Here is a 19,735-nt window from a genome sequence, read left to right as displayed (position 1 = left end):
CACGCTTCATCCTTCCATGCCGGGCCTAGGCTTGAGCAATGTCCTCAGCGCAGAACCGCCCCGTCCGCATCGGTGTCCAGATCGCTCCTCAGCACGCCCCCTATGCCGCGATCCGCGACACGGTGACCGAGCTCGAAGACCTGGGCGTCGACATCATCTTCAACTGGGATCACTTCTTCCCGCTGAGCGGCGAACCGGACGGGCTGCACTTCGAGGCCTGGACGATGCTCGGAGCATGGGCTGAGCAGACCAGCAGGGTCGAGTTCGGCACCCTGGTGAACTGCAACAGCTACCGCAACGCCAACCTCCAGGCAGACATGGCCCGCACGCTCGACCACATCTCCGGTGGCCGCTTCATCTTCGGCACAGGTGCCGGCTGGTTCGAACGCGACTATGACGAGTACGGCTACGAGTTCGGCACGCCCGGCAGCCGGATCGCCGCACTCGGCGAGGCGCTCCCGGTCATCACCGACCGCTGGTCGAAGCTCAACCCGCCGCCCACGCGTCAGATCCCGATCATGATCGGCGGAGGCGGTGTGAAGAAGACCCTGCGCATCGTCGCCGAGCACGCCGACATCTGGCACAGCTTCAGCACTCCGGAGGTCCTGACCGAGAAACTGGAGATCCTCCGCGGGCACGGTGACGCCGTCGGCCGCGACACGAGCTCCATCGAGATCTCCACCGAGTTGAGGGGCAGGAACGAGGCCACGGCAGACGAGCTGCATGCCCTCGGCACGACGATGTTCACCCTGGGGATCACCGGCCCTCACCACGACATCGCCAACGTCAAACGCTGGCTCGCCTGGCGTGACAGCGTCACATCCTGAACCTCCCACGCGCGCTGGTAACACAGTCGCTGAATATCTGACAGAATGGTTAGTCGAGTCTGCACTCGCCCGACCCTCTAATCAGGCGCTGCAGCAATAAGAGCTTTCGGACCGAGTGTGCCCCCACGCAGCCGGTGACGAGCACAATCACACAACAAATAACTTTCAGGAGAATTGTGTCTGTCAAGATTCGTTTGAAGCGCCTGGGCAAGATCCGCGCACCGTACTACCGCATCGTCGTCGCCGACTCACGCACCAAGCGTGACGGCCGCGTCATCGAGGAAATCGGCCAGTACCACCCCACCGAGGAGCCCTCGTTCATCGAGGTCAAGTCCGAGCGTGCACAGTACTGGCTGTCCGTCGGCGCCCAGCCGACCCCTCAGGTCGAAGCCATCCTCAAGCTCACGGGCGACTGGGGCAAGTTCAAGGGTGACAAGGATGCCGTCTCGACCGTCAAGGTGAAGGAGCCCAAGGTTCCGTTCGTCGCCGACGAGAAGAAGAAGCCCGTTCTCAAGCCGAAGGCCGAAAAGCCCGCGGTCAAGGAAGAAGCTCCCGCCGAGACTGAGGCCGCTCCGGCCGTTGAAGAAGACAAGGCGTAACAATTGCTCGCACCTGCTCTCGAACACCTCGTCAAGGGGATTGTTGACAATCCGGACGACGTGACCGTCGTAGCGCAGAGCTCACCACGCGGTGAGGTCCTCGAGGTTCGCGTGAACCCCGAGGACCTCGGCCGTGTGATCGGCCGCTCAGGCCGGACGGCCAAGGCGCTTCGCACACTCGTTTCCGCTCTCGCCGATGGTCGCCGCGTTCGCGTCGACGTCGTCGACACCGATTCCTGACGTGAGCGCTGCCCAGACGCCGAAGACCCAGCTCAGGGTCGGACGGCTCACGAAGGCCCACGGGCTCAAGGGAGCCATCAAGCTCGAACTCTTCACCGATGACCCCGGACGCCGGTTCGTCCCCGGGGCCGTCTTCACCCTCCAGGTTCCCACCGGGTCCGCCTGGCACGGCAAATCGCTCACTCTGACCGAGCTGCGCTGGTACAACGGCCACCCGGTCGGATTCTTCGAGGGTGTCACCGACCGCTCAGAGGCTGAGACGCTCGTGAAGGCGATCCTCTGGATCGAGCAGGACTCGGCCGAGGCATCCCCTGAAGAGGACGCCTGGTACGACCACCAGCTCGTCGGCCTCGCCGTTCACCGTGACGGCCAGAAGGTCGGCACCGTCGCCCGCGTCGACCACTTCCCGGCCCAGGACCTCCTCATCGTCACCACGGCGACCGGTGACGTCATGGTGCCGTTCGTCAAGGCACTCGTGCCCGCCGTCGACATCGAGACCGGCATCGTCACCGTCACTCCTCCCGCCGGGCTCTTCGAAGAGCTCCCCGAGGACGACGCAGACGACGACGAGCCCGCCGCCGGGGAAACCGCGGCCGACGGCGACACCACCGACGCACCGGGCGTCCTCGAAACCGACGACGACGCATCGACGACCGAGGACGACTCGTCCCGCTGACGACTCTCCTCCGGTGCCGTCACACGTCGGAAACACGCCCGATCTAGGCTGGGTACAGCGCCCGGACATCTGACGGCGCCGGATCGAGGCACGACATGTCGGAACACGCAGACGTGGCACCCACCCTGCTCGCCGACCTCGACGTCGTCATCCTCGCCGGAGGCCGAGGTTCCCGTCTCGGAGGAACGGACAAGTCCTCTCTCGTCTTCAGGGGCGCACCCCTCCGACGACACATCCTGACCGCCGTGCGGGCTGCCCGCCGCGTGGTCTGGGTGGGGGAGTCGACCCCTGCCCTCGCCGTCGACGCCTGGCCGGAGCTCGTGGTGACGAGGGAACAGCCCGCATTCGCGGGTCCCTCCGCCGCCCTAGCCGCCGGACTGGCCGCGCTCGGGACGGACGCAGCCCCCTTCACCCTCGTCCTCGCGGCAGACCTTCCACGCGCCACAGAGGCGGTCCCCGAGCTCCTGCGGGGCTTTCTCCGCGCGGGGGGAGGCGTCATCGCGGTCGACGACACCGGGCGTCGCCAGTTCCTGCTCGGTGTGTACCCCAACGGAGCACTGCGCCGGGAGGTGGCCAGGTACGCCGGTGGTCTCGACGGACTGCCGCTGCGTCGGCTGATCGACGCCATCGAACTCACCGACGTGCAGATCGACGGCGGGCTCTGCGCCGACATCGACACCGCCGAGGATGCCGCCCGTCACGGCATCCTCATTCCCGTCCTCACTGGAAGCGACATCTCATGACCGATCCATCAGACCTGGAAGGGTGGGCGCGCCGGCTGACCGTAGCACTCGGGATCCCCGACTTCGACCCCGACATCGCACTCATCCTCGACCTCGCACGCGACGCCGCGCACGGTGTCGCTCGCCCCGCTGCCCCGCTGACCACGTTTCTGGTCGGCTACGCGGCAGGGAAGACCGGAGGGTCGGCACGCGACATCGAAGCACTCAGCCGGACAGCGAGCGCTCTGGCCGCAGGCGACCAGACGCCGTGAGCGGTACGTCCTGGGCGACGGCGCGGGATCTGGCGTGGCAGACGGGGCGCGACACACCCCTGGAACGGTCGCGTGTCCCGCTGGACGACGCCCTCGGCCGGATCGCCGCTGCGCCGCTCCTCGCGCTCGTCGGGCTGCCGACGGCATCCGTCAGCGCCATGGACGGATGGGCCGTCGCCGGCGACCCGCCCTGGCGCGTGGGCGAACGGGTCGGAATGGGCAGCGTTCCCGACGACATCCCGCTCGCGTCGTCCTCGGCGCGTCCGATCACCACTGGCGCACCGATTCCCGCAGGAACGTTCGGCGTGCTGCGGAGCGAACACGGCCGGGTCGAGCCCGACAGGGACGGCACGCTGTGGTTGGAGCGCAGCACGCGAATCGGCCCCGACCACCCGACCGCGGACGCGCATGTCCGGCTGCGTGGGGAGGAACTCGACGCTGGCACGACCCTTGTCCGTGCCGGTGCGGTGTTCACGCCCGCCCGCATCGCCCTGGCCGCAGCCTGCGGGCACGATTCTGTCCTGGTGACGGAACGCCCTCGGGTCACCATCCTGATCACCGGAGACGAACTCCTGACGTCGGGAATCCCGTCGCCCGGTTCGGTGCGCGATGCGCTCGGCCCTGTGCTCCCCGGTCTCGTGCGCGGGGCGGGCGCGACCATCGTCGATGTCCACGCGGTCAGTGACACCGCCGTCGGCACCGAGGCCGCCATCGAGAGGGCGGAGGGCGACCTCGTCGTGACCACTGGGGGTAGTTCACGTGGTGACACCGACCGGGTGCGGCCCGTGCTCCTCGGCTCAGGGGCGATCGTGTTCGACGGTGTGGACGTACGCCCCGGCCATCCTGTGCTCCTGGGGCGAACGAGCGCAGGCACCCCGGTGCTCGCGTTGCCGGGGAACCCGCTCGCCGCCCTCGTCTGCTTCGTCAGCTTCGGCATCCCGCTGATCCGGGGGATGCTCGGGATGGACGACGAGACCATCCCCGAGATCGACACGCCGACTCTGCCCCATGACGTGACGACCGCCGTCGGCCGCGGACTCACCGTTCTCGTCCCGTTCAGCCGGGAACGCGGCATCCCCGTCGTGAGCCGATGGCGAGGCCCAGCGATGCTGAGGGGACTGGCAGACGCGGACGGGTTGCTCGTCGTCGAACCGTCAGACGCGTCACCCGGCTTCAGCGTAAGGCTGCTCGACCTGCCCTGGTGAGGGCAGCCGGTCAGACTGCCAGCTCCTGCTTCCCCTCCGACTCGGCGAAACGCGTGAGCAGCTCACCGATGCGGCCCTTGCACCCGCCGCAGCCGGTTCCAGCACGGGTGGATTTCCCGATGCACGCCACTGTCGTGTTGCCCTGGTGTGCCGACTCCTCGATCTTCTCGACGGTGACGCCGTTGCACCAGCAGACCGTCGCGGTCGGTGCGAACGCGTCAGCGGTCGATTCTGCGGAGTAGTCGGGGCCATCGAAGCGCATCAGCACGGAGCGGTCAGCGGGCAGTTCGCTTCCGCGTTCGAACAGCATCGTCAGTTCCGCGGCCGTCCTCGGCATACCCACACTGACGAATCCGGTGAGGATGCCGTCGCGGGTCACCATCTTGAGGTAGCGGCCATGCTCCGGGTCGGCCCACTGCGCCACCCGCCGCGGAGCGACGGGGTGCACAGGGCCGCTGGCGGGGTCATGGTCGTCGTCCCACGGCTCGACCGACACATCGCCGACAGCGACGACGTCGACGCCGTCGACGCCGTCGGCCTTCAGCATCACGAGGGCCGGTCGTTCGACGGGCGGTTCAGTCGGAGCGCGATCGCCTGCGGCCTCTGCGGCGAGGTGGCCGGCGAGCCATTCGGCCTGCCGCCAGCCGGGGCCGATCAGGCCAGAGGGGGCGCCGGGTACGTCCCGCTGCACCCGGAGTTCGTCTGTCGGCTCGGTGATCTGGGCGCAGTCGCCGATGGCGTAGACGCGGTCGTCCGACCAGGACCGGAGGTTCTCGCCGACGAGGATGCCGGCGGCGACCCGCAGGCCGGCGAGCACGGCGAGATCGGTGCGGGCGCTCACTCCGCAGGAGAGGATCAGCAGATCGCCGGGGATCTTCTTGCCGTCTGCGGTGATGAGGGCGTCGAAGGTGTGCGTGCCTGCGCCGTCGTCGCTGTGGAAGCTCACGGCCTCGGCCCTGCTGTGGGCGACGACGCTCACGCCCAGCCGGCGGAGGGCAGCGGTGAGCACGCTGCCGGCTCCACGGTCGAGGTTGCGCGGCATCGGGAACCCGCCGTGGTGCACGACGCACACCTCTGCGCCCTCCTTCGCAGCGGCGAGGGCGACTTCGAGGCCCAGCACGCCTGCGCCGAGCACGATGATCCGCTTCCTGCCGTCGACCGCATTCCTGACCCTGTCGGCGTCGGCGAGGTCGCGGAGCACTGTGATGCCGTCCGGCAGCTCGTCGTCGGCGCCGACAAGGGTATCCGTGTACTTCTCGAGGGACATACGGTCCCGGCGGTGTTTGTCGACACCCTCGAGCGTCGGGACGTTGGCGCGGGCGCCCGTGGCAAGGACGAGACGGTCGTACGGGACCTGATCGCCCGAACTCAGCCCGACCAGACGCAGTTCCCGGTCGACCGACAGCACCGTGACGCCCGTGTGCACGGTGGCGCCTGCGGCGCTGAGCTCCGCAGTGCCCGGCAGGATCATCGCGTCGAGTTCGGCGTGGCCGACCGCGTACTCGGCGACGAGTACGCGGTTGTACGGCTCGGAGTCCTCGCGGCCGATCACCGTCAACGCGATCCGACCGTCGCTCACGGAGGGGAGGAGTTCCTCGGCGAACCGGGCGCCGACGGACCCGAACCCGACGAGGACGACCCGCTCAGCGGCGCGCATCAGACGACCGCCCCTGCAACGGCACTCACCGTGACGGCCGCCGTCTTGAAATCGGGCATCCCGGACACCGGATCGGTGGCATCCTGCGTCAACAGGTTCGCCGAATCCGCTCCCGCGTAGTGGAAGGGGACGAACACCGTGTCGTGACGGATGTCTGTGCTCAGTCTCGCCCGGCAGCGGAGCTGCCCACGATCGTTGGCCACGTCGACCATCCCTCCGTCGACGATGCCCAGCCGTGCGGCCGTCGCCGGGTGGATCTGCACGAACACCTCGGGTTGGGCGTCGTTCAGTTCATCGACGCGGCGGGTCTGGGCGCCAGACTGGTAATGCTCGAGCAGCCGGCCGGTGATGAGGGTGAGTTGCCCGTCGGTGTAGAGCCGTTCGGCTTTCGCGTGCGGAGCGACGGCGACGATGCGGGCCAGGCCGTCGGGGTGCGCGAACGACTCGGCGAACAGGCGGGGGGTTCCTGTCGATCCGACGGGGTAGGGCCAGAATGCGGGGGCCTCGGTGTCGAGGAGTTCGTAGCTGAGGCCGGAGTAGTCGGCGATGCCGCCTGCGGACGCGCTGGCGAGCTCGTCGAAGACCTCACGCGGGTCAGTGCTGAAGGTCGACGGGGAGTCCAGGCGGCGAGCGAGTTCGTGCATGATCCACAGTTCCGTTCGTGCTCCTGCCGGTGCGTCCAGCGCCTTCCTGCGGCGGATGACGCGGCCTTCGAGGGAGGTCATGGTTCCTTCTTCCTCCGCCCACTGGGTGACGGGGAGGACGACGTCGGCGAGAGCGGCGGTCTCGGAGAGGAAGAAGTCGCAGACGATGAGGAGGTCGAGCCGGGCGAGACCGTCGCGCACCGAACTGACGTTGGGCGCTGAGACGACGACGTTCGACCCGTGGACGAGGAGCGCACGGATACCGTCGGGGCGGCCGAGCGTTTTGAGGAGTTCGACGGCGGGGAGCCCGGGGCCGGGGATCAGGGATTCGTCGACGCCCCAGACGGCGGCGACGTGGCGCCGGCCGGCCGGATCGGTGATCTTGCGGTAGCCGGGGAGCTGGTCGCATTTCTGGCCGTGCTCCCGGCCCCCCTGGCCGTTACCCTGCCCGGTCAGCGTGCCGTAGCCGGATCCCGGTCGCCCGGGAAGGCCGAGGATGAGACTGAGGTTGATGGCGGCTGTCGTGGTGTCTGTTCCGTCGACGTGCTGTTCGATGCCGCGACCGGTGAGGATGTAGCTGCTGCCGCCGGATGCGAGGCGGCGCGCGACCTCACGCAACTGTGCGACGGGAATTCCTGTGGATGCCTGGACCCGCTCGGGCCACCAGGCGCTCACGCTGCGGCGGAGTTCGGCGAACCCGGTCGTGCGCCCAGCCACGTACGCCTCGTCGACGAGCTTCTCCGCGATCACGATGTGGATGAGGCCGAGCAGCAGGATGAGGTCGGTTGCCGGCGCGGGCTGGAGATGGATGCCCTTGCCGTCGTCGGTGAGCTTCGCTGTGGATGAGCGCCGCGGATCGACGACGATGAGGCCTCCGGCCGCCTGAGCTCCTGTGAGGTGGCCGATGAACGGGGGCATCGTCTCGCCGACGTTCGAACCGAGCATGAGGATCGTGGACGCCCCGTCGAGGTCCTCGAGAGGGAACGGGAGCCCGCGGTCGAGGCCGAAGGCCCTGTTCCCCGCCGCAGCGGCGGAGGACATGCAGAAACGGCCGTTGTAGTCGATCCGGCTCGTGCCGAGGGCGATCCGCGCGAACTTGCCGAGTTGGTAGGCCTTCTCGTTCGTGAGCCCGCCACCGCCGAAGACGCCGATGGCATCCGCCCCGTGAGCCTCACGGATGCCGATCAGCCGCGTGGCGATGAGGTCGAGTGTCTCCTCCCAGCCGGCCTCCCGGAAACCACCGGTCGCATCCTTCAGGAGTGGAGACGTGAGGCGCCCGCCGGACGCGAGCAGCTCGGCTGACGTCCAGCCCTTCTTGCACAGCCCGCCACGGTTGGTGGGAAAGTCGCGACCGGACACGACGACCGGAAGGCGGGCGGGGCCGCCTTCCGGTGTCGTGTCTTGCGGGGTGAGCGTCATGGCGCACTGCAGCGCGCAGTACGGGCAGTGGGTTGCTGTCCCAGCTGATGTTCCGATGGTGCTCATGTGTGGTGCTTTCGTTCGTGGGCGGTTCAGAGTCGCTGGCCGGCCAGGGAGGCGTTCTTGCGGTAGTACACGAGGTAGGTGACGGCGACGAGCACGGCGTATGCGGCGACGAATCCGAAGAACGCGGCTTCATAGCCTCCCGTCGTGGACTGCGACAGGTTGAGGATCTGCGGGATCGCGAACCCGCCGTATGCGCCGATCGCCGAGATGAGGCCGAGAGCGGCAGCAGCCTTGCGCTGAGTGGTGACATCCGACCCGGCCGAGTGGGCGTTGGTCGAACCTGCCCGTGCGGCGAAGACGCTCGGGATCATCCGGTAGGTGGATCCGTTCCCGACACCTGACGCCATGAACAGCACGAGGAAGCAACCGAGGAACAGCCAGAAGTTGCCCAGCGGAAGGGTCCACAGCACGGCGAGAGCGCCGACGGCCATGACACTGAAAGCGACCATCGTAATCACGGCACCGCCGAAGCGGTCGGCGAGCTTGCCGCCGTACGGTCGGGCGAGCGAACCGGTCAGCGCACCGAGGAACGCCAGGGAGATCGATGCTGCCCCGACAGCGAAGGTGGAGAACTCGGGGAACTGGTCGGCGATGAGCTTCGGGAAGACCGAGGCGAAACCGATGAACGAACCGAAGGTGCCGATGTAGAGGACCGCGAGGATCCACAGGTGCGGCTCGCGGAGAGCCGCCGCTGAGCCGGCGAAGTCGGCCTTGGCGCTCGACAGGTTGTCCATGTAGCGGTAGGCGCCGAACATGGCGAGGAGGATGAACGGCACCCAGATCCAGCCGGCGAGGGAGAGGTTGAGGCTCGCTCCCGCTCCGATGGTGACGGCGATCGGCACGACGAACTGCGCGACGGATGCACCGAGGTTGCCTCCTGCGGCGTTGAGGCCGAGTGCCCAGCCCTTCTCCCTCTGCGGGTAGAAGAAGGTGATGTTCGACATGGAGCTGGCGAAGTTGCCGCCGCCGAGGCCGGCGAGGGCTGCGATGCCGAGCATGACCGGGAACGGGATCTCCGGGTTCTGCACGGCGAACGCGAGGGCGATGGAGGGGATGAGGAGCAGCCCGGCCGAGATGATCGTCCAGTTGCGGCCGCCCACCTTCGGCACCATGAACGAGTAGGGGAACCTCAGCGTCGCCCCGACGAGGCTCGGCATGGAGATGAGCCAGAACGTCTCGGTCGTCGTGAAGGTGAACCCGGCGGCGGGGAGCATGACGACGACGATGCTCCAGAGCTGCCAGATGACGAAGCCGAGGAACTCGGCGAAGATCGACCAGCTAAGGTTGCGGCGGGCGATCGAGCGGCCCTGCCGGTTCCAGAATCCGGTGTCTTCCGGGTCCCAGTTGTCGATCCAGCGGCCTGGCCGGTGGACCAGTTCGACCGTGGACGGCGCTGCGGTGGCGGGCGGGGCGGTGAGCGGTGCGGTCATGAGGACTCCAAGAACGTCGGGGGAGCAAAGGCGGTGCGGAGTATGTCTGGTTCCGACGCTAGAGAGTCCGTGTTTCCGTTCTTCGAGTGGGGCGTTAACGCTGCATTCCCTGCCGCTCACACCGGTGCGGGTACTCCGTGGGGCACGTGTCACATGTTCGTTACATGAGGCGCGACGGCCCGTCGGAGCAGGGGCCAGCATCAACCGATCGCCTGCACCCATTCGGTGCCGCCGTCGTCGAACGCCTGTTCCTTCCAGATCGGAACGGACTCCTTCACCCGGTCGATGAGGGCAGCGCATGCCAGGAACGCCTCGGCCCTGTGGGCGCTCGCCACAGCGCAGCCGAGGGCCAGCCCGCCGATGTCGAGTCGCCCGACCCGGTGGGCGACCGCGACGACGACGTCGGGGAAATCACGGCAGACCGACTCCGCCGCGGCGCGCAGCGCGTCCCCGGCGAGCGGATGCCCCGAGTAGCTCAGCCAGGTGACGCCCCGATCGTCGTCATGGTTGCGCACGACGCCCTCGAACGTGACGACAGCGCCCATCGTGGCATCCGTCACTGCGGCACGAAGCCCGTCGAGATCGATCGGGTCCGCGGTCACGATCGCGACCTTCACCGCGTCGGAGCGCTCGTCCTGAACGCCGCCGTCACTCGTCGGAGACATGGTCGCCACCGCCTGAGAACCGGGGACTGCAGGAGGCAAGGCAGGAGGGCATTCGCGTGTTCCGTTTCGTCGGTGCAAGGCAACGATAACCCTCACAGCAGCTCGAGAACCGCGGTTTTGAGCCGAGTTTACGCTCACGAAACATGCCAGCAATGCGGCTCGGCCAAGAATTTCGTAGGGTTACCGCATGAGTGTTGCCCTGGGCATCCCGCGCCATCGCCCCAGCGCCATCGAGCCGGAATCGTTCCGGTTGCCGGTCGAACGGCCGCGATCGGACGCCCTCATCGACACCTTCGGTCGCACAGCCACCGACCTCAGGATCTCCCTCACCGACAAGTGCAATCTGCGCTGCACCTACTGCATGCCGGCTGAGGGGCTCCCCAGCCAGCCGGTCGACGCGCTGATGACCGCTGACGAGATCAGGCGGCTCGTCGGCATAGCCGTCGGCACTCTCGGAGTGCGCCAGGTGCGGTTCACCGGCGGGGAGCCGTTGTTGCGCGCCGACCTGGTCGACATCGTCGCGGCCTGTGCTGGCCTGCCAGACCGGCCGGAGATCTCCCTCACCACGAATGCGATCGGCCTGGCCTCCCGAGCGGAGAAACTCCACGCCGCAGGCCTGGACCGGTTGAACATCTCACTCGACTCCCTGCACCCTGACGTCTTCGCCCTCATCACCCGGCGTCCGTTCCTCCAGAGGGTTCTCGACGGAATCGCCGCAGCAGGGACGGCCGGGTTCGGCTCGATCAAGATCAACACCGTCCTTGTGCGCGGGGTGAACGACGACCAGGCCGTCGAACTCCTGGACTGGTCGCTGCGCCACGGCCACCAGCTCAGGTTCATCGAGCAGATGCCCCTCGACGCGGACCACAGCTGGACCCGCGAGGGAATGGTGACGGCAGCGGAGATCCGGCGGATGCTGTCCTCCGAATTCGCCCTCACACCGGATGTCGTCCCGCGGGACGGTGCGCCGGCCGAGCTCTGGCAGGTCCGCAGGCCGGGGACCGACAGGCTTCTCGGTCGCGTCGGCATCATCGCATCGGTGACCGAACCGTTCTGCGGCGATTGCAGGCGGACCCGGCTGACAGCTGAAGGCGGAGTCCGCAACTGCCTGTTCGCGAACGATGAGACCGACCTTCTCGGCCCGCTGCGAAGCGGAGCAGACGATGACACGCTCGCTCGGCTCTGGCAGGGCGAGATGTGGCGAAAGGCGGCAGGGCACGAGGTCAACACCCCCGGTTTCGTGCAGCCGGAACGCACGATGAGCGCCATCGGAGGCTGAGCGGATGACCATCGGAATCGATGTGCGCTACTTCGCAGCCGCGGCCGCAGGCGTCGGCAGGACGACGGACCGGCTGGAGTACTCACAGCCCGTCACGATCGACGCGGTTCTCGCGGACGTCGAGCGTTCGGCGACGACAGGCGAGACGACGCTGGGCACCGTCCTCGGACGCTGCTCATTCATCGTCAACGGAGTCACCACGCGGGATCGGGACAGGCAACTCGCCGACGGCGATCAGCTCGACGTGTTGCCGCCGTTCGCGGGCGGCTGACGCCTCAGCCAGGAACGGATGCCTCCGTCGAGGCTCCTCGCCTGGTACCCCTGCCGGGTGAGGAACGCGGTGGCGACCGCGGAGCGCACGCCGATCTCGCAGTACACGACGAGCGGAACGTCCGGGTCGAGCCGGCCGCGAGCATCCGCGAGGTCATCCTGCGGGATGTTCAGCGATCCCGGAATCGCTGACGCACGGTGTTCATCCGCTTCGCGCACGTCGATCACCGTCAGACGGCTTCCGTCAGCACGAAGCGCGTCGAACTCGGCAGCGGTCACGGTTTCGTGCGTCGCGGTCGGCGGGCTCGTCGACCGCTGCAGTCGGGAACCACCCGCCCGCAGGGGGATTTCGCGGAACCCGGCGGTGAGGGCATCGATGACGAGCACCCGCCCGAGCAAGGGTTCACCGAAGCCGACCACGAGCTTCATCACCTCGGCGGCCATCACCCCGGCGACGATCGCGCAGCTCGAGCCGAGCACACCTACCAGCTCGCAGGACTCGGCGGTGTTCGATGCCGCCTCATCGGGAAAGAGGTCGCGGAACCCGGGGGAGTCCGGCCCTGAGCCCGGATCGAACACCGAGACCATCCCATCGAACCGGAGAACGGAGCCCCACACGAACGGGACCGAGTGATGCTCGGCCGCATCGGCAGTGAGGTAATGCGTTTCGAACGTATCCGTTCCGTCGACGATCAGGTCGTACCCCGTCGTCACGGCGAGTGCGTTCTCCCGGGTCAGGCGCACCGGATGCTGGATCACGGTCACGTCCGGGTTCACCGTCGCGAGGGTGCGCGCCGCAGAGGACGTCTTCGCCTCACCGACACTGTCCGACCGGTGGACGGTCTGCCTGGCGAGGTTCGACTCGGCGACGACGTCGTCGTCGACCAGCCCGATCGTGCCGATCCCAGCGGCGGCGAGCGAGATCAGGAGTGGTGAGCCGAGCCCGCCTGCACCGACGACGAGGACCCGTGCGGCGGAGATGCGTTCCTGCCCTGCCGCTCCGACCTCCTGAAGCACCGTCTGGCGGCGGTACCTCTCGGTCGTTTCCGGTCGCGTAGTCCGCGAGAAAGGGGGCTGGGTCATGTCGGTCTCAGACGTCGATCCGGTATCCGCGCTTCACCACGGTGTTGACGAGGCCTGGAACCCCGAGCGACTGCCGCAGCCGGCTCATCGAGACCTCGAGAGCGTGCTCGTCGACGGTCCCAGGAAGGGCGGCGGCCAGTTCGGCGCGCGAGACCACTCCGCCGCCTGCCTTCATCAGCCGCCGGAAGAGCACAAGAGCCGACGGAGCCAGCTGGACCCGTCCGGTCGGGAGGTCGACGAGGCATCCGCGCAGGGCGACGGGTCCGAGGCGTGTCTCCAGCCGGATCACCCCGTACTGTTCGAGGTGTTCGCAGACCAGCCGGATCAGCGCGCCCATCCGGTATCGCTCCGGCATGATCGGGCTGATCCCGTAGGCGATGAGCGGCGCGGCCGTGACGGGTCCGACGGCAGCGGTGAAGACGTCGCCGAGGAACGCATCGAGCAGGTCAGAGTCCTGGCCGAGCGCCTCAGCGGCGTTGAACAGGGCGTCGACGGCCGGGGCACTCGTGAATGTGACGACGTCGATGGCTCCGCCGATGACCGCATCGATGAGCTTCTTCACCCTGTCGTCGGTCTGATCGGGGTCGGCCCAGCGGTACGGGGCGACGGTGAGCACTTCGGAGTGGACGGCACGCAACCGGTCGAGCTGCCCCTCGTCGGTGTAGCCGTGCAGCTGGACGGCGATGCGGAGCCCGGGTGGGAAATCCGCGAGAACCTTCGTGACGAGGGACGCCGTGGTCTCCTCCTCGCTCATCCCGACATCGTTCAGCCCTGTGGCCCGGATCGCCCCGCGCGCCTTAGGGCCGCGGACGAGGATTGAGGTCTCAGACAGGGCGTCGACGAGGTCGTGGCCGAGGCCTGCTGTGTCTGCGATCTCGAACCAGCGGCGGATGCCGTAGGAGGTCGTCGCGAGAAGCACATCGGGCTGGGCGGCGATGATCGCGCGGGTGTCTGCGATCAGCGGTTCGTCGTGTGCAGCGTGCGCGATGCGCAGGGTGGGGGCGTGGACTACCTGCGCCCCGCGGCGCTCGAACGAATCGATCAGGTCCTGTGACCGGCGGTCGCTGGTCACCCCGATGCGGAATCCTTCGAGCTGGTCGGCGCGGAATCCGGGAACGGTGCTGCCTGTGGTGCTGTCGCTCATCCGAACGCCGCCATCCGGCCGGCACGGTCCATCAGCGCGCCGGCGTCGAGATCGCCCTCGAAGGCGAGGTCGACGACCCGTCCGATCACGAGGACGGCGGGCGAGCGGACCTCGACCTGGGCCGCCACGTGGACGACAGAACCGAGGTCGGTGATCGTCGTACGCCGGTCGACGCTGAATCCGCGTTCGATGATCGCCACGGGGGTGTCTGAGGGGAGACCTTCACGCAGCAGCCCCTGGCTGAGCGTCGGTAACGTGCCGACCCCCATCAGCACGACGATCGTGCCGCCGAGACCGGCCAGGTGGCGGTGTTCGCTGTCGGTGAGCGGGGCGTGACCTGACACAACGGTGAACATGTGGCTCACACCACGGTGGGTCAGCGGGATGCCGACTGAGGCGGGAACGGCGACGGCGCTGGTCACTCCGGGGATGACCTTCACCGGAATGCCGACGCGGTGGCAGGCGAGAACCTCTTCGCTTCCGCGTCCGAACACATACGGGTCGCCGCCCTTGAGCCGGACCACGTTCGCGCCGGTGAGGGCGTGCCGGACGACTTCCGCCTCGATGCCCTCCTGCCCGATCGGGTGGTGCCCAGGGCGCTTGCCCACGTCGATGAGAGTCGCCTTCGGGGCGAGCTCGGTCAGGTGAGAGTGCGGAGCGAGCCGGTCGTACAGGACGACGTCTGCGCGGCTGAGCGCGGCGACGGCAGCGGCTGTCAGCAGCGCTTCGTCCCCGGGTCCTCCACCGACAAGCGTGACTGTTCCGGCATCCGTCATTACGCCCCTTCCCTTACAGGAATGGTAGGCCCTGCAAGGTAGACGGCGTCGCCTCTCTCGATCTCCTCGCTCGTCGCCGGGCGCATCTGTCCCCGCTCGGAAACCCGTGCGACGCTCGGGTCGGCCGTTGCCGGCTCGTTCACGAATGAGCGGAACTTCTTGAGGCGCTCGGGGTCGGCGAGAGTGGCCGCCCACTCGTCCTCATAGTTGTCGACGTGCTTCGCCATCGACTCTTCCAGCTCGGCGCCGAGGCCGAGTGAGTCTTCGACGACGACCTCACGGACGTGGTCGATACCGCCGTCGAGGTCCTCCATCCACCTGGCCGTGCGCTGCAGCCGGTCAGCGGTGCGGATGTAGTACATCAGGTAGCGGTCGATGTACCGGATCAGGGTCTCGTCATCGATGTCGCCCACGAGGAGCTGTGCGTGGGTGGGCTGGAAGCCGCCGTTGCCGCCGACATACAGGTTCCACCCCTTGTCTGTGGCGATGACGCCGACGTCCTTGCCCCTCGCCTCGGCGCATTCACGGGCACAGCCGGACACGCCGATCTTGAACTTGTGCGGCGAGCGCAGGCCGCGGTATCTCAGCTCGAGGGCGACGGCCATGCTCACGGAGTCCTGGACGCCGAAGCGGCACCAGGTGGAGCCGACACAGCTCTTGACGTTCCTCAGGGACTTTCCGTAGGCCTGTCCTGACTCCATGCCTGCGTCGACGAGGATCTTCCAGATCTGCGGCAGCTGGTCGAGGCGCGCTCCGAAGAGGTCGATGCGCTGGCCGCCGGTGATCTTCGTGTACAGGCCGAAGTCCGTGGCCACTTGCGCGATGACGGCGAGTTTCTGCGGGGTGATCTCGCCGCCGGGGATGCGGGGGACCACCGAGTACGTGCCGTCCTTCTGCATGTTGGCCATGGCGCGGTCGTTGGTGTCCTGGAGGGTGCCACGGCCGGAATCGAGGATGTGGCCGTCGTGCTGGCTGGCGAGGATGGATGCGACGGCCGGCTTGCAGACGTCGCAGCCCCTGCCGCGCCCGAACCGTTCGATGATCTCGTCGAACGAGGTCAGTTCGTAGACGCGGACGGTTTCGAACAGTTCCTGGCGGGAGAGCTCGAAATGCTCGCACAGGGCACGTGAGACGGCGATACCCGACCGGGTCAGCTCGGTCTCGAGGATCTTCTTCACGAGGGGGACGCACGATCCGCACTGGGTACCCGCCCGTGTGCAGATCTTCAGCTCGCCGAGGTCGGTGCATGCGTCGGTGTGGACGCCGTTGATGGCGTCGCGCACCGTGCCGGCGCTGACGTTGTTGCAGGCACAGACGAGGGCGTCGTCAGGCAGCTCGTCACCCGCAGGCGCTTCCATGCCGGATGCGGAAAGGTACGCGGCCGGTTCGCTCGAGAGCTCGGACCCGAGCATGGGGCGCAGCGCCGCGTACGGTGAGGCGTCGCCGACGAAGATGCCGCCGAGCAGCGTTTTCGCATCGTCGGTCATCACGAGCTTCTGGTAGAGGCCGCGGGCGGGGTCGGCGTAGACGATCTCGAGGCAGTGCTCCGTCGTGGCGAGGGCGTCACCGAAACTGGCGACGTCCACACCGGACAGCTTCAGCTTCGTGGCGTCGTCGACGGTGGTGAATTCTGCCGACCCGCCGAGGAGGCGGTCGGCGACGACTTCGGCCATGGCGTTGGCCGGGGCAACGAGCCCGGTGCAACGCCCTTCGAAGTTCGCAACCTCGCCGATCGCCCAGACGTTCTCGTGCGAGGTCCTGCAGTCCGTCCCGATGACGATCCCGCCGCGCTCGCCGAGGTCTATCCCGGCGGCCTGGGCGAGTTCGTCACGCGGGCGGATGCCGATGGCGAAGACGACGAGGTCCGCGGCGATCTGCTGGCCGCTGGCGAACTTCACGCCGACCACCGTGCCGTTGTCGGAGTCGAGGATGCTGCGCGGCCGGGTCCCGAGGTGCAGGCCGATGCCCTGCGCCGAGATGATGCGTCCGAGGGCGCGGCCGGCGCCTTCGTCGAGCTGGGCGGACATCAGCCAGGAGCCGGAGTGGACGACACTGGCGTCAGCACCTCGTCTGGACAGGCCGCCTGCGGCTTCGAGGCCGAGCAGCCCGCCACCGGCGACGAGGACGCGCGCGGGGCGGCCCAGCTCGACGGCGAGCCGGTCGACCTCGGCGGAGAGGTAGTCGACGTCGTCGATTGTGCGGTACACCTTGGCATGTTCGTGCCCGGTGATCTCAGGGACGGGAGCCGATGAGCCGGTGGCGAAGACGAGGTCGTCGTACCGGAGCGTGCGCCCGCTGGACGTCGTGACGGTCTTCGCGTCGGGGTCGACGGCGTCCGCTCGTTCGTCGAGGAGCAGTGTCACGTGGTCGTTGTCCCAGACGTTCGCGGGCTGCAGGGTCAGATCTGCGTCGTGTTCCAGGCGCTTGCTGAGTGCGACGCGGTCGTACGGGAGGTACGGCTCCTCGCAGATCACCGAGACGTGGAGGGTGCGTGCATCGTCACGGGAGTGCACGGCGTCGGCGAATCGGTGGGCGGCGGGGCCTCCTCCGATCACGACGATTTCGCGAACGCCGTCGGACCGGGCCGGACCCGTAGTGGATTCAGTCATCGTCAGGTACCTCCAAGTAACTGGTGTCCGGCGAGCGTAACCTCACGCCGTTACCGCCCAATTTCCCGGATATGTCCACGTCTTGTCGGGCGCCGCACAGCGGGTGGAGTGGAGTGAGAGGACGGATTCACACGACCGAAACATCCCATTGCCCTCGGTGAAACAGGGTGCGCATAGCGTCGCTGGTGACCGGAAAGGCTCGCACCGCGCTGAGCCGGGACACGATGGGCAGGGTGGTTCGCATGACCATAGCAATCGACACGGACGTTCGCCGGGCACCGGTGGCCGAGTGGGAGAGCGTCTGCGCCGTCGAGGATCTCGAGCCTTCGTGGGGTGAGGTGGCCCTGCTCAGGGCCCAGCAGATCGCCTTGTTCCTGCTGTCGAAAGATGAGGTGTATGCCGTGTCACATCGAGACCCGCACACGGATGCGAACGTCATGGCCAGGGGGATCGTCGGCTCGAAGGGCGACAGGCCCACCGTCGCATCACCCCTCCACAAGGAGGTCTACGACCTCGCGACCGGCGAGTGCTTCAGCAATCCGGAACTCGTTCTCCAGACGTACCGCACCCGCATCGTCGGGGGAATGATCGAAGTGGAGTTGTCAGCGTGACGCTGCTCGCCGGGTTCCCGCGCACCAGGACCACCGCGGCTCTCGTCGCGATTTCGCACGGGACGAGTTCCCCGGCGGGCCAGGCCGCTGTGGAAGGCCTGGTCGATGCGGTCTCGGCGAGCCTGCCCGGCTCGAAGGTCGAAGGCGGATTCGTCGACGTCCAGCAGCCGGACGTACCCGCGACCCTCGACAGGCTCGACACGGACCAGCCAGCGGTGATCGTTCCGCTGCTTCTCTCCGCAGGTTTCCACGTGCACGTCGACCTCGTGAACGAAGCTGAGGCCTCCGGCCGGGTGACAGCGATCTCCCGCGCCCTCGGCCCCGACGATCGGCTGGTCAGCCTTCTCGCCCGTCGGCTCGACGAGTCCGGACTCACCGATTCGGATTCCGTGGTGCTCTGTGCCGCCGGGTCCACCGATGCCAGGGCCGTCGCCGACTGCCGCGAGACCGCCGAGAGGCTCAGCCGTGTGCTCGACCGCCCGGTGAGCCTCGGGTTCATCTCGGCGGCGCACCCGCCGATCGAGACCGCCGTCGGCGAAGCGCGTTCCGCGCGTCCTGACGCCAGGGTGCTCGTCTCCACCTACCTCCTGGCGCCCGGCTACTTCGCCGACCTCGCGAACGCCACGAGTGCCGACCTTGCAACGCCGCCGCTCCTCACCGACGGAGGCGAGGCGCCTGTCGAGCTCATCGAGATCGTGCGCGACCGCTACCTCGCCATGCTCGCAGGGGCCGACGTCTCCTGAGCAGGGTTTAGCTCCGTCCGGCCGGGGCGATCCTGGCGCGTGTGTCCGCCTAGGATTTCAGCATGCGCATTGATATCGTCACGATCTTTCCCGAGTTCTTCGACGTGCTCGATATCTCGCTGCTCGGCAAAGCCCGCCAGGCGGGGATCATCGACCTCGGCGTGCACAACCTGCGCGACGCGACGACCGACAGGCACCGCACGGTCGACGACACCCCGTACGGAGGGGGAGCCGGCATGGTGATGAAGCCGGAGCCGTGGGGGCAGGTCCTCGACGGCATCCTCGATGTGGACGACGAACCGGATGCCGGACCTCTCGTCATCTTCCCGTCGCCGGCCGGAGAGGTCTTCACCCAGGCGATGGCGCGGGAACTCGCTGCCGAACCGCACCTCGTGTTCGGCTGCGGCCGGTACGAGGGCATCGACCAGCGTGTCTTCGACGACACGGCGACCAGGGCCAGGGTGCGACTCGTCAGCCTCGGAGACTACGTTCTCAACGGGGGAGAGGTGGCCGTGATGGCCATGGTCGAGGCCATCGGCCGGCTCATCCCCGGCGTCGTCGGCAACCCCCACTCGCTCGTCGAGGAATCGCACGAGGACGGGCTCCTGGAGGCTCCCAGCTACACCAAGCCGGCGTCATGGCGCGGCCTCGACGTGCCACCGATCCTCCTGAGCGGGAACCACGGCGCCATCGCGGCCTGGCGCAAGGAACAGCAGCTCGAGCGGACCAGACGTGTGCGGCCTGACCTGCTCGCGGGGGATGAAAATCACCGGGATTCTCCCAGCGCATAGGTTCTAG

General features: G+C 67.9%; 20 protein-coding genes. 12 read left to right on the top strand and 8 right to left on the bottom strand.

Annotated elements, in window-relative coordinates; all coding sequences use genetic code 11:
- Nucleotides 1-38: 38 nt before the first annotated feature.
- The 7 genes from AC1M0F_RS03590 (at nt 39) to AC1M0F_RS03560 (ending at nt 4,541) form a co-directional block, all read left to right on the top strand.
- Entirely contained in the window at nt 39-827 is a 789-nt protein-coding gene (locus AC1M0F_RS03590) for an LLM class F420-dependent oxidoreductase (protein ID WP_480236823.1), read from the top strand.
- Nucleotides 828-1,003: 176 nt separating this feature from the next.
- Nucleotides 1,004-1,426, top strand: coding sequence for a 30S ribosomal protein S16 (gene rpsP / locus AC1M0F_RS03585; RefSeq protein WP_480236822.1), 423 nt, complete (start codon nt 1,004-1,006; stop codon nt 1,424-1,426).
- A gap of 3 nt (nt 1,427-1,429) precedes the next feature.
- Nucleotides 1,430-1,666 carry an RNA-binding protein gene (locus AC1M0F_RS03580; RefSeq protein ID WP_090709355.1) on the top strand — a complete coding sequence of 79 codons (237 nt, stop codon included), beginning with the start codon at nt 1,430-1,432 and terminating at the stop codon, nt 1,664-1,666.
- A complete protein-coding gene (gene rimM, locus AC1M0F_RS03575; RefSeq protein ID WP_480236821.1) occupies nt 1,623-2,342 on the top strand; it encodes a ribosome maturation factor RimM in 720 nt (239 codons plus the stop codon). The genes AC1M0F_RS03580 and rimM overlap by 44 nt, the downstream gene beginning before the upstream one ends.
- A 95-nt stretch (nt 2,343-2,437) precedes the next feature.
- Nucleotides 2,438-3,085 carry a molybdenum cofactor guanylyltransferase gene (mobA, locus tag AC1M0F_RS03570; RefSeq protein ID WP_480236820.1) on the top strand — a complete coding sequence of 216 codons (648 nt, stop codon included), beginning with the start codon at nt 2,438-2,440 and terminating at the stop codon, nt 3,083-3,085.
- Complete coding sequence (locus AC1M0F_RS03565; RefSeq protein ID WP_480236819.1) at nt 3,082-3,336, top strand: DUF6457 domain-containing protein; 255 nt, start codon at nt 3,082-3,084, stop codon at nt 3,334-3,336. The genes mobA and AC1M0F_RS03565 overlap by 4 nt, the downstream gene beginning before the upstream one ends.
- Nucleotides 3,333-4,541 carry a molybdopterin molybdotransferase MoeA gene (locus AC1M0F_RS03560; protein WP_480236818.1) on the top strand — a complete coding sequence of 403 codons (1,209 nt, stop codon included), beginning with the start codon at nt 3,333-3,335 and terminating at the stop codon, nt 4,539-4,541. Before AC1M0F_RS03565 ends, AC1M0F_RS03560 begins: the two co-directional genes overlap by 4 nt.
- Before the next feature lie 10 nt (nt 4,542-4,551).
- Here the strand turns inward: AC1M0F_RS03560 and AC1M0F_RS03555 are convergent, their stop codons facing one another.
- The 4 genes from AC1M0F_RS03555 to AC1M0F_RS03540 all read right to left on the bottom strand — a co-directional run bounded on the left by AC1M0F_RS03555 (nt 4,552) and on the right by AC1M0F_RS03540 (nt 10,422).
- Nucleotides 4,552-6,198 carry an FAD-dependent oxidoreductase gene (locus AC1M0F_RS03555; protein ID WP_480236817.1) on the bottom strand — a complete coding sequence of 549 codons (1,647 nt, stop codon included), beginning with the start codon at nt 6,196-6,198 and terminating at the stop codon, nt 4,552-4,554.
- On the bottom strand, nt 6,198-8,327 hold the full coding sequence (locus tag AC1M0F_RS03550; protein ID WP_480236816.1) for a molybdopterin oxidoreductase family protein: 2,130 nt from the start codon (nt 8,325-8,327) through the stop codon (nt 6,198-6,200). Before AC1M0F_RS03550 ends, AC1M0F_RS03555 begins: the two co-directional genes overlap by 1 nt.
- A 26-nt stretch (nt 8,328-8,353) precedes the next feature.
- The gene (locus AC1M0F_RS03545; protein ID WP_480236815.1) at nt 8,354-9,757 is read right to left on the bottom strand and encodes an MFS transporter; all 1,404 of its coding nucleotides are present in this window, start codon (nt 9,755-9,757) and stop codon (nt 8,354-8,356) included.
- A 200-nt stretch (nt 9,758-9,957) separates the two neighbouring features.
- Nucleotides 9,958-10,422: a molybdenum cofactor biosynthesis protein MoaE gene (locus tag AC1M0F_RS03540; RefSeq protein ID WP_480236814.1), complete on the bottom strand. Its 465-nt coding sequence runs from the start codon at nt 10,420-10,422 to the stop codon at nt 9,958-9,960.
- Nucleotides 10,423-10,609: 187 nt separating this feature from the next.
- On the opposite strand from AC1M0F_RS03540, the gene moaA reads away from it, so the two are divergent.
- Nucleotides 10,610-11,701 carry a GTP 3',8-cyclase MoaA gene (moaA, locus tag AC1M0F_RS03535; RefSeq protein ID WP_480236813.1) on the top strand — a complete coding sequence of 364 codons (1,092 nt, stop codon included), beginning with the start codon at nt 10,610-10,612 and terminating at the stop codon, nt 11,699-11,701.
- A gap of 4 nt (nt 11,702-11,705) precedes the next feature.
- A complete protein-coding gene (locus AC1M0F_RS03530) occupies nt 11,706-11,972 on the top strand; it encodes a MoaD/ThiS family protein (RefSeq protein ID WP_480236812.1) in 267 nt (88 codons plus the stop codon).
- On the opposite strand, the gene AC1M0F_RS03525 is transcribed toward AC1M0F_RS03530, so the two are convergent.
- The 4 genes from AC1M0F_RS03525 to nirB are packed head-to-tail and all read right to left on the bottom strand — an operon-like array spanning nt 11,936 to nt 17,583.
- Nucleotides 11,936-13,054, bottom strand: coding sequence for a ThiF family adenylyltransferase (locus tag AC1M0F_RS03525; protein ID WP_480236811.1), 1,119 nt, complete (start codon nt 13,052-13,054; stop codon nt 11,936-11,938). The two genes, AC1M0F_RS03530 and AC1M0F_RS03525, sit on opposite strands and share 37 nt — an antisense overlap.
- Nucleotides 13,055-13,061: 7 nt before the next feature.
- Nucleotides 13,062-14,198, bottom strand: coding sequence for a uroporphyrinogen-III synthase (locus AC1M0F_RS03520; protein ID WP_480236810.1), 1,137 nt, complete (start codon nt 14,196-14,198; stop codon nt 13,062-13,064).
- A complete protein-coding gene (gene cobA / locus AC1M0F_RS03515; RefSeq protein WP_480236809.1) occupies nt 14,195-14,974 on the bottom strand; it encodes a uroporphyrinogen-III C-methyltransferase in 780 nt (259 codons plus the stop codon). Before cobA ends, AC1M0F_RS03520 begins: the two co-directional genes overlap by 4 nt.
- Entirely contained in the window at nt 14,974-17,583 is a 2,610-nt protein-coding gene (gene nirB, locus AC1M0F_RS03510) for a nitrite reductase large subunit NirB (RefSeq protein ID WP_480236808.1), read from the bottom strand. Before nirB ends, cobA begins: the two co-directional genes overlap by 1 nt.
- Nucleotides 17,584-17,825: 242 nt before the next feature.
- Between nirB and nirD the strand changes: the two genes are divergently transcribed.
- The 3 genes from nirD (at nt 17,826) to trmD (ending at nt 19,728) form a co-directional block, all read left to right on the top strand.
- On the top strand, nt 17,826-18,194 hold the full coding sequence (gene nirD / locus AC1M0F_RS03505) for a nitrite reductase small subunit NirD (protein ID WP_480236807.1): 369 nt from the start codon (nt 17,826-17,828) through the stop codon (nt 18,192-18,194).
- The gene (locus tag AC1M0F_RS03500; protein WP_480236806.1) at nt 18,191-18,937 is read left to right on the top strand and encodes a sirohydrochlorin chelatase; all 747 of its coding nucleotides are present in this window, start codon (nt 18,191-18,193) and stop codon (nt 18,935-18,937) included. Before nirD ends, AC1M0F_RS03500 begins: the two co-directional genes overlap by 4 nt.
- Nucleotides 18,938-18,999: 62 nt before the next feature.
- Nucleotides 19,000-19,728: a tRNA (guanosine(37)-N1)-methyltransferase TrmD gene (trmD, locus tag AC1M0F_RS03495; RefSeq protein WP_480236805.1), complete on the top strand. Its 729-nt coding sequence runs from the start codon at nt 19,000-19,002 to the stop codon at nt 19,726-19,728.
- Nucleotides 19,729-19,735 lie beyond the last annotated feature (7 nt).

Source organism: Mycetocola sp. Y719, from assembly GCF_056713205.1.
The sequence above is the reverse complement of the archived record's forward strand: the minus strand, read 5'-3'. Positions and strand labels throughout refer to the sequence as shown.

Bases quoted from the DNA above. Each gene is read 5' to 3' on its own strand.
- AC1M0F_RS03590 (WP_480236823.1), top strand. From the start codon at position 39: ATGTCCTCAGCGCAGAACCGCCCCGTCCGCATCGGTGTCCAGATCGCT.
- rimM (WP_480236821.1), top strand. From the start codon at position 1,623: ATGGTCGCCGCGTTCGCGTCGACGTCGTCGACACCGATTCCTGACGTG.
- mobA (WP_480236820.1), top strand. From the start codon at position 2,438: ATGTCGGAACACGCAGACGTGGCACCCACCCTGCTCGCCGACCTCGAC.
- AC1M0F_RS03565 (WP_480236819.1), top strand. From the start codon at position 3,082: ATGACCGATCCATCAGACCTGGAAGGGTGGGCGCGCCGGCTGACCGTA.
- AC1M0F_RS03555 (WP_480236817.1), bottom strand. From the start codon at position 6,198: ATGCGCGCCGCTGAGCGGGTCGTCCTCGTCGGGTTCGGGTCCGTCGGC.
- AC1M0F_RS03550 (WP_480236816.1), bottom strand. From the start codon at position 8,327: ATGAGCACCATCGGAACATCAGCTGGGACAGCAACCCACTGCCCGTAC.
- AC1M0F_RS03545 (WP_480236815.1), bottom strand. From the start codon at position 9,757: ATGACCGCACCGCTCACCGCCCCGCCCGCCACCGCAGCGCCGTCCACG.
- AC1M0F_RS03540 (WP_480236814.1), bottom strand. From the start codon at position 10,422: ATGTCTCCGACGAGTGACGGCGGCGTTCAGGACGAGCGCTCCGACGCG.
- moaA (WP_480236813.1), top strand. From the start codon at position 10,610: ATGAGTGTTGCCCTGGGCATCCCGCGCCATCGCCCCAGCGCCATCGAG.
- AC1M0F_RS03530 (WP_480236812.1), top strand. From the start codon at position 11,706: ATGACCATCGGAATCGATGTGCGCTACTTCGCAGCCGCGGCCGCAGGC.
- AC1M0F_RS03525 (WP_480236811.1), bottom strand. From the start codon at position 13,054: ATGACCCAGCCCCCTTTCTCGCGGACTACGCGACCGGAAACGACCGAG.
- AC1M0F_RS03520 (WP_480236810.1), bottom strand. From the start codon at position 14,198: ATGAGCGACAGCACCACAGGCAGCACCGTTCCCGGATTCCGCGCCGAC.
- cobA (WP_480236809.1), bottom strand. From the start codon at position 14,974: ATGACGGATGCCGGAACAGTCACGCTTGTCGGTGGAGGACCCGGGGAC.
- nirB (WP_480236808.1), bottom strand. From the start codon at position 17,583: ATGACTGAATCCACTACGGGTCCGGCCCGGTCCGACGGCGTTCGCGAA.
- nirD (WP_480236807.1), top strand. From the start codon at position 17,826: ATGACCATAGCAATCGACACGGACGTTCGCCGGGCACCGGTGGCCGAG.
- trmD (WP_480236805.1), top strand. From the start codon at position 19,000: ATGCGCATTGATATCGTCACGATCTTTCCCGAGTTCTTCGACGTGCTC.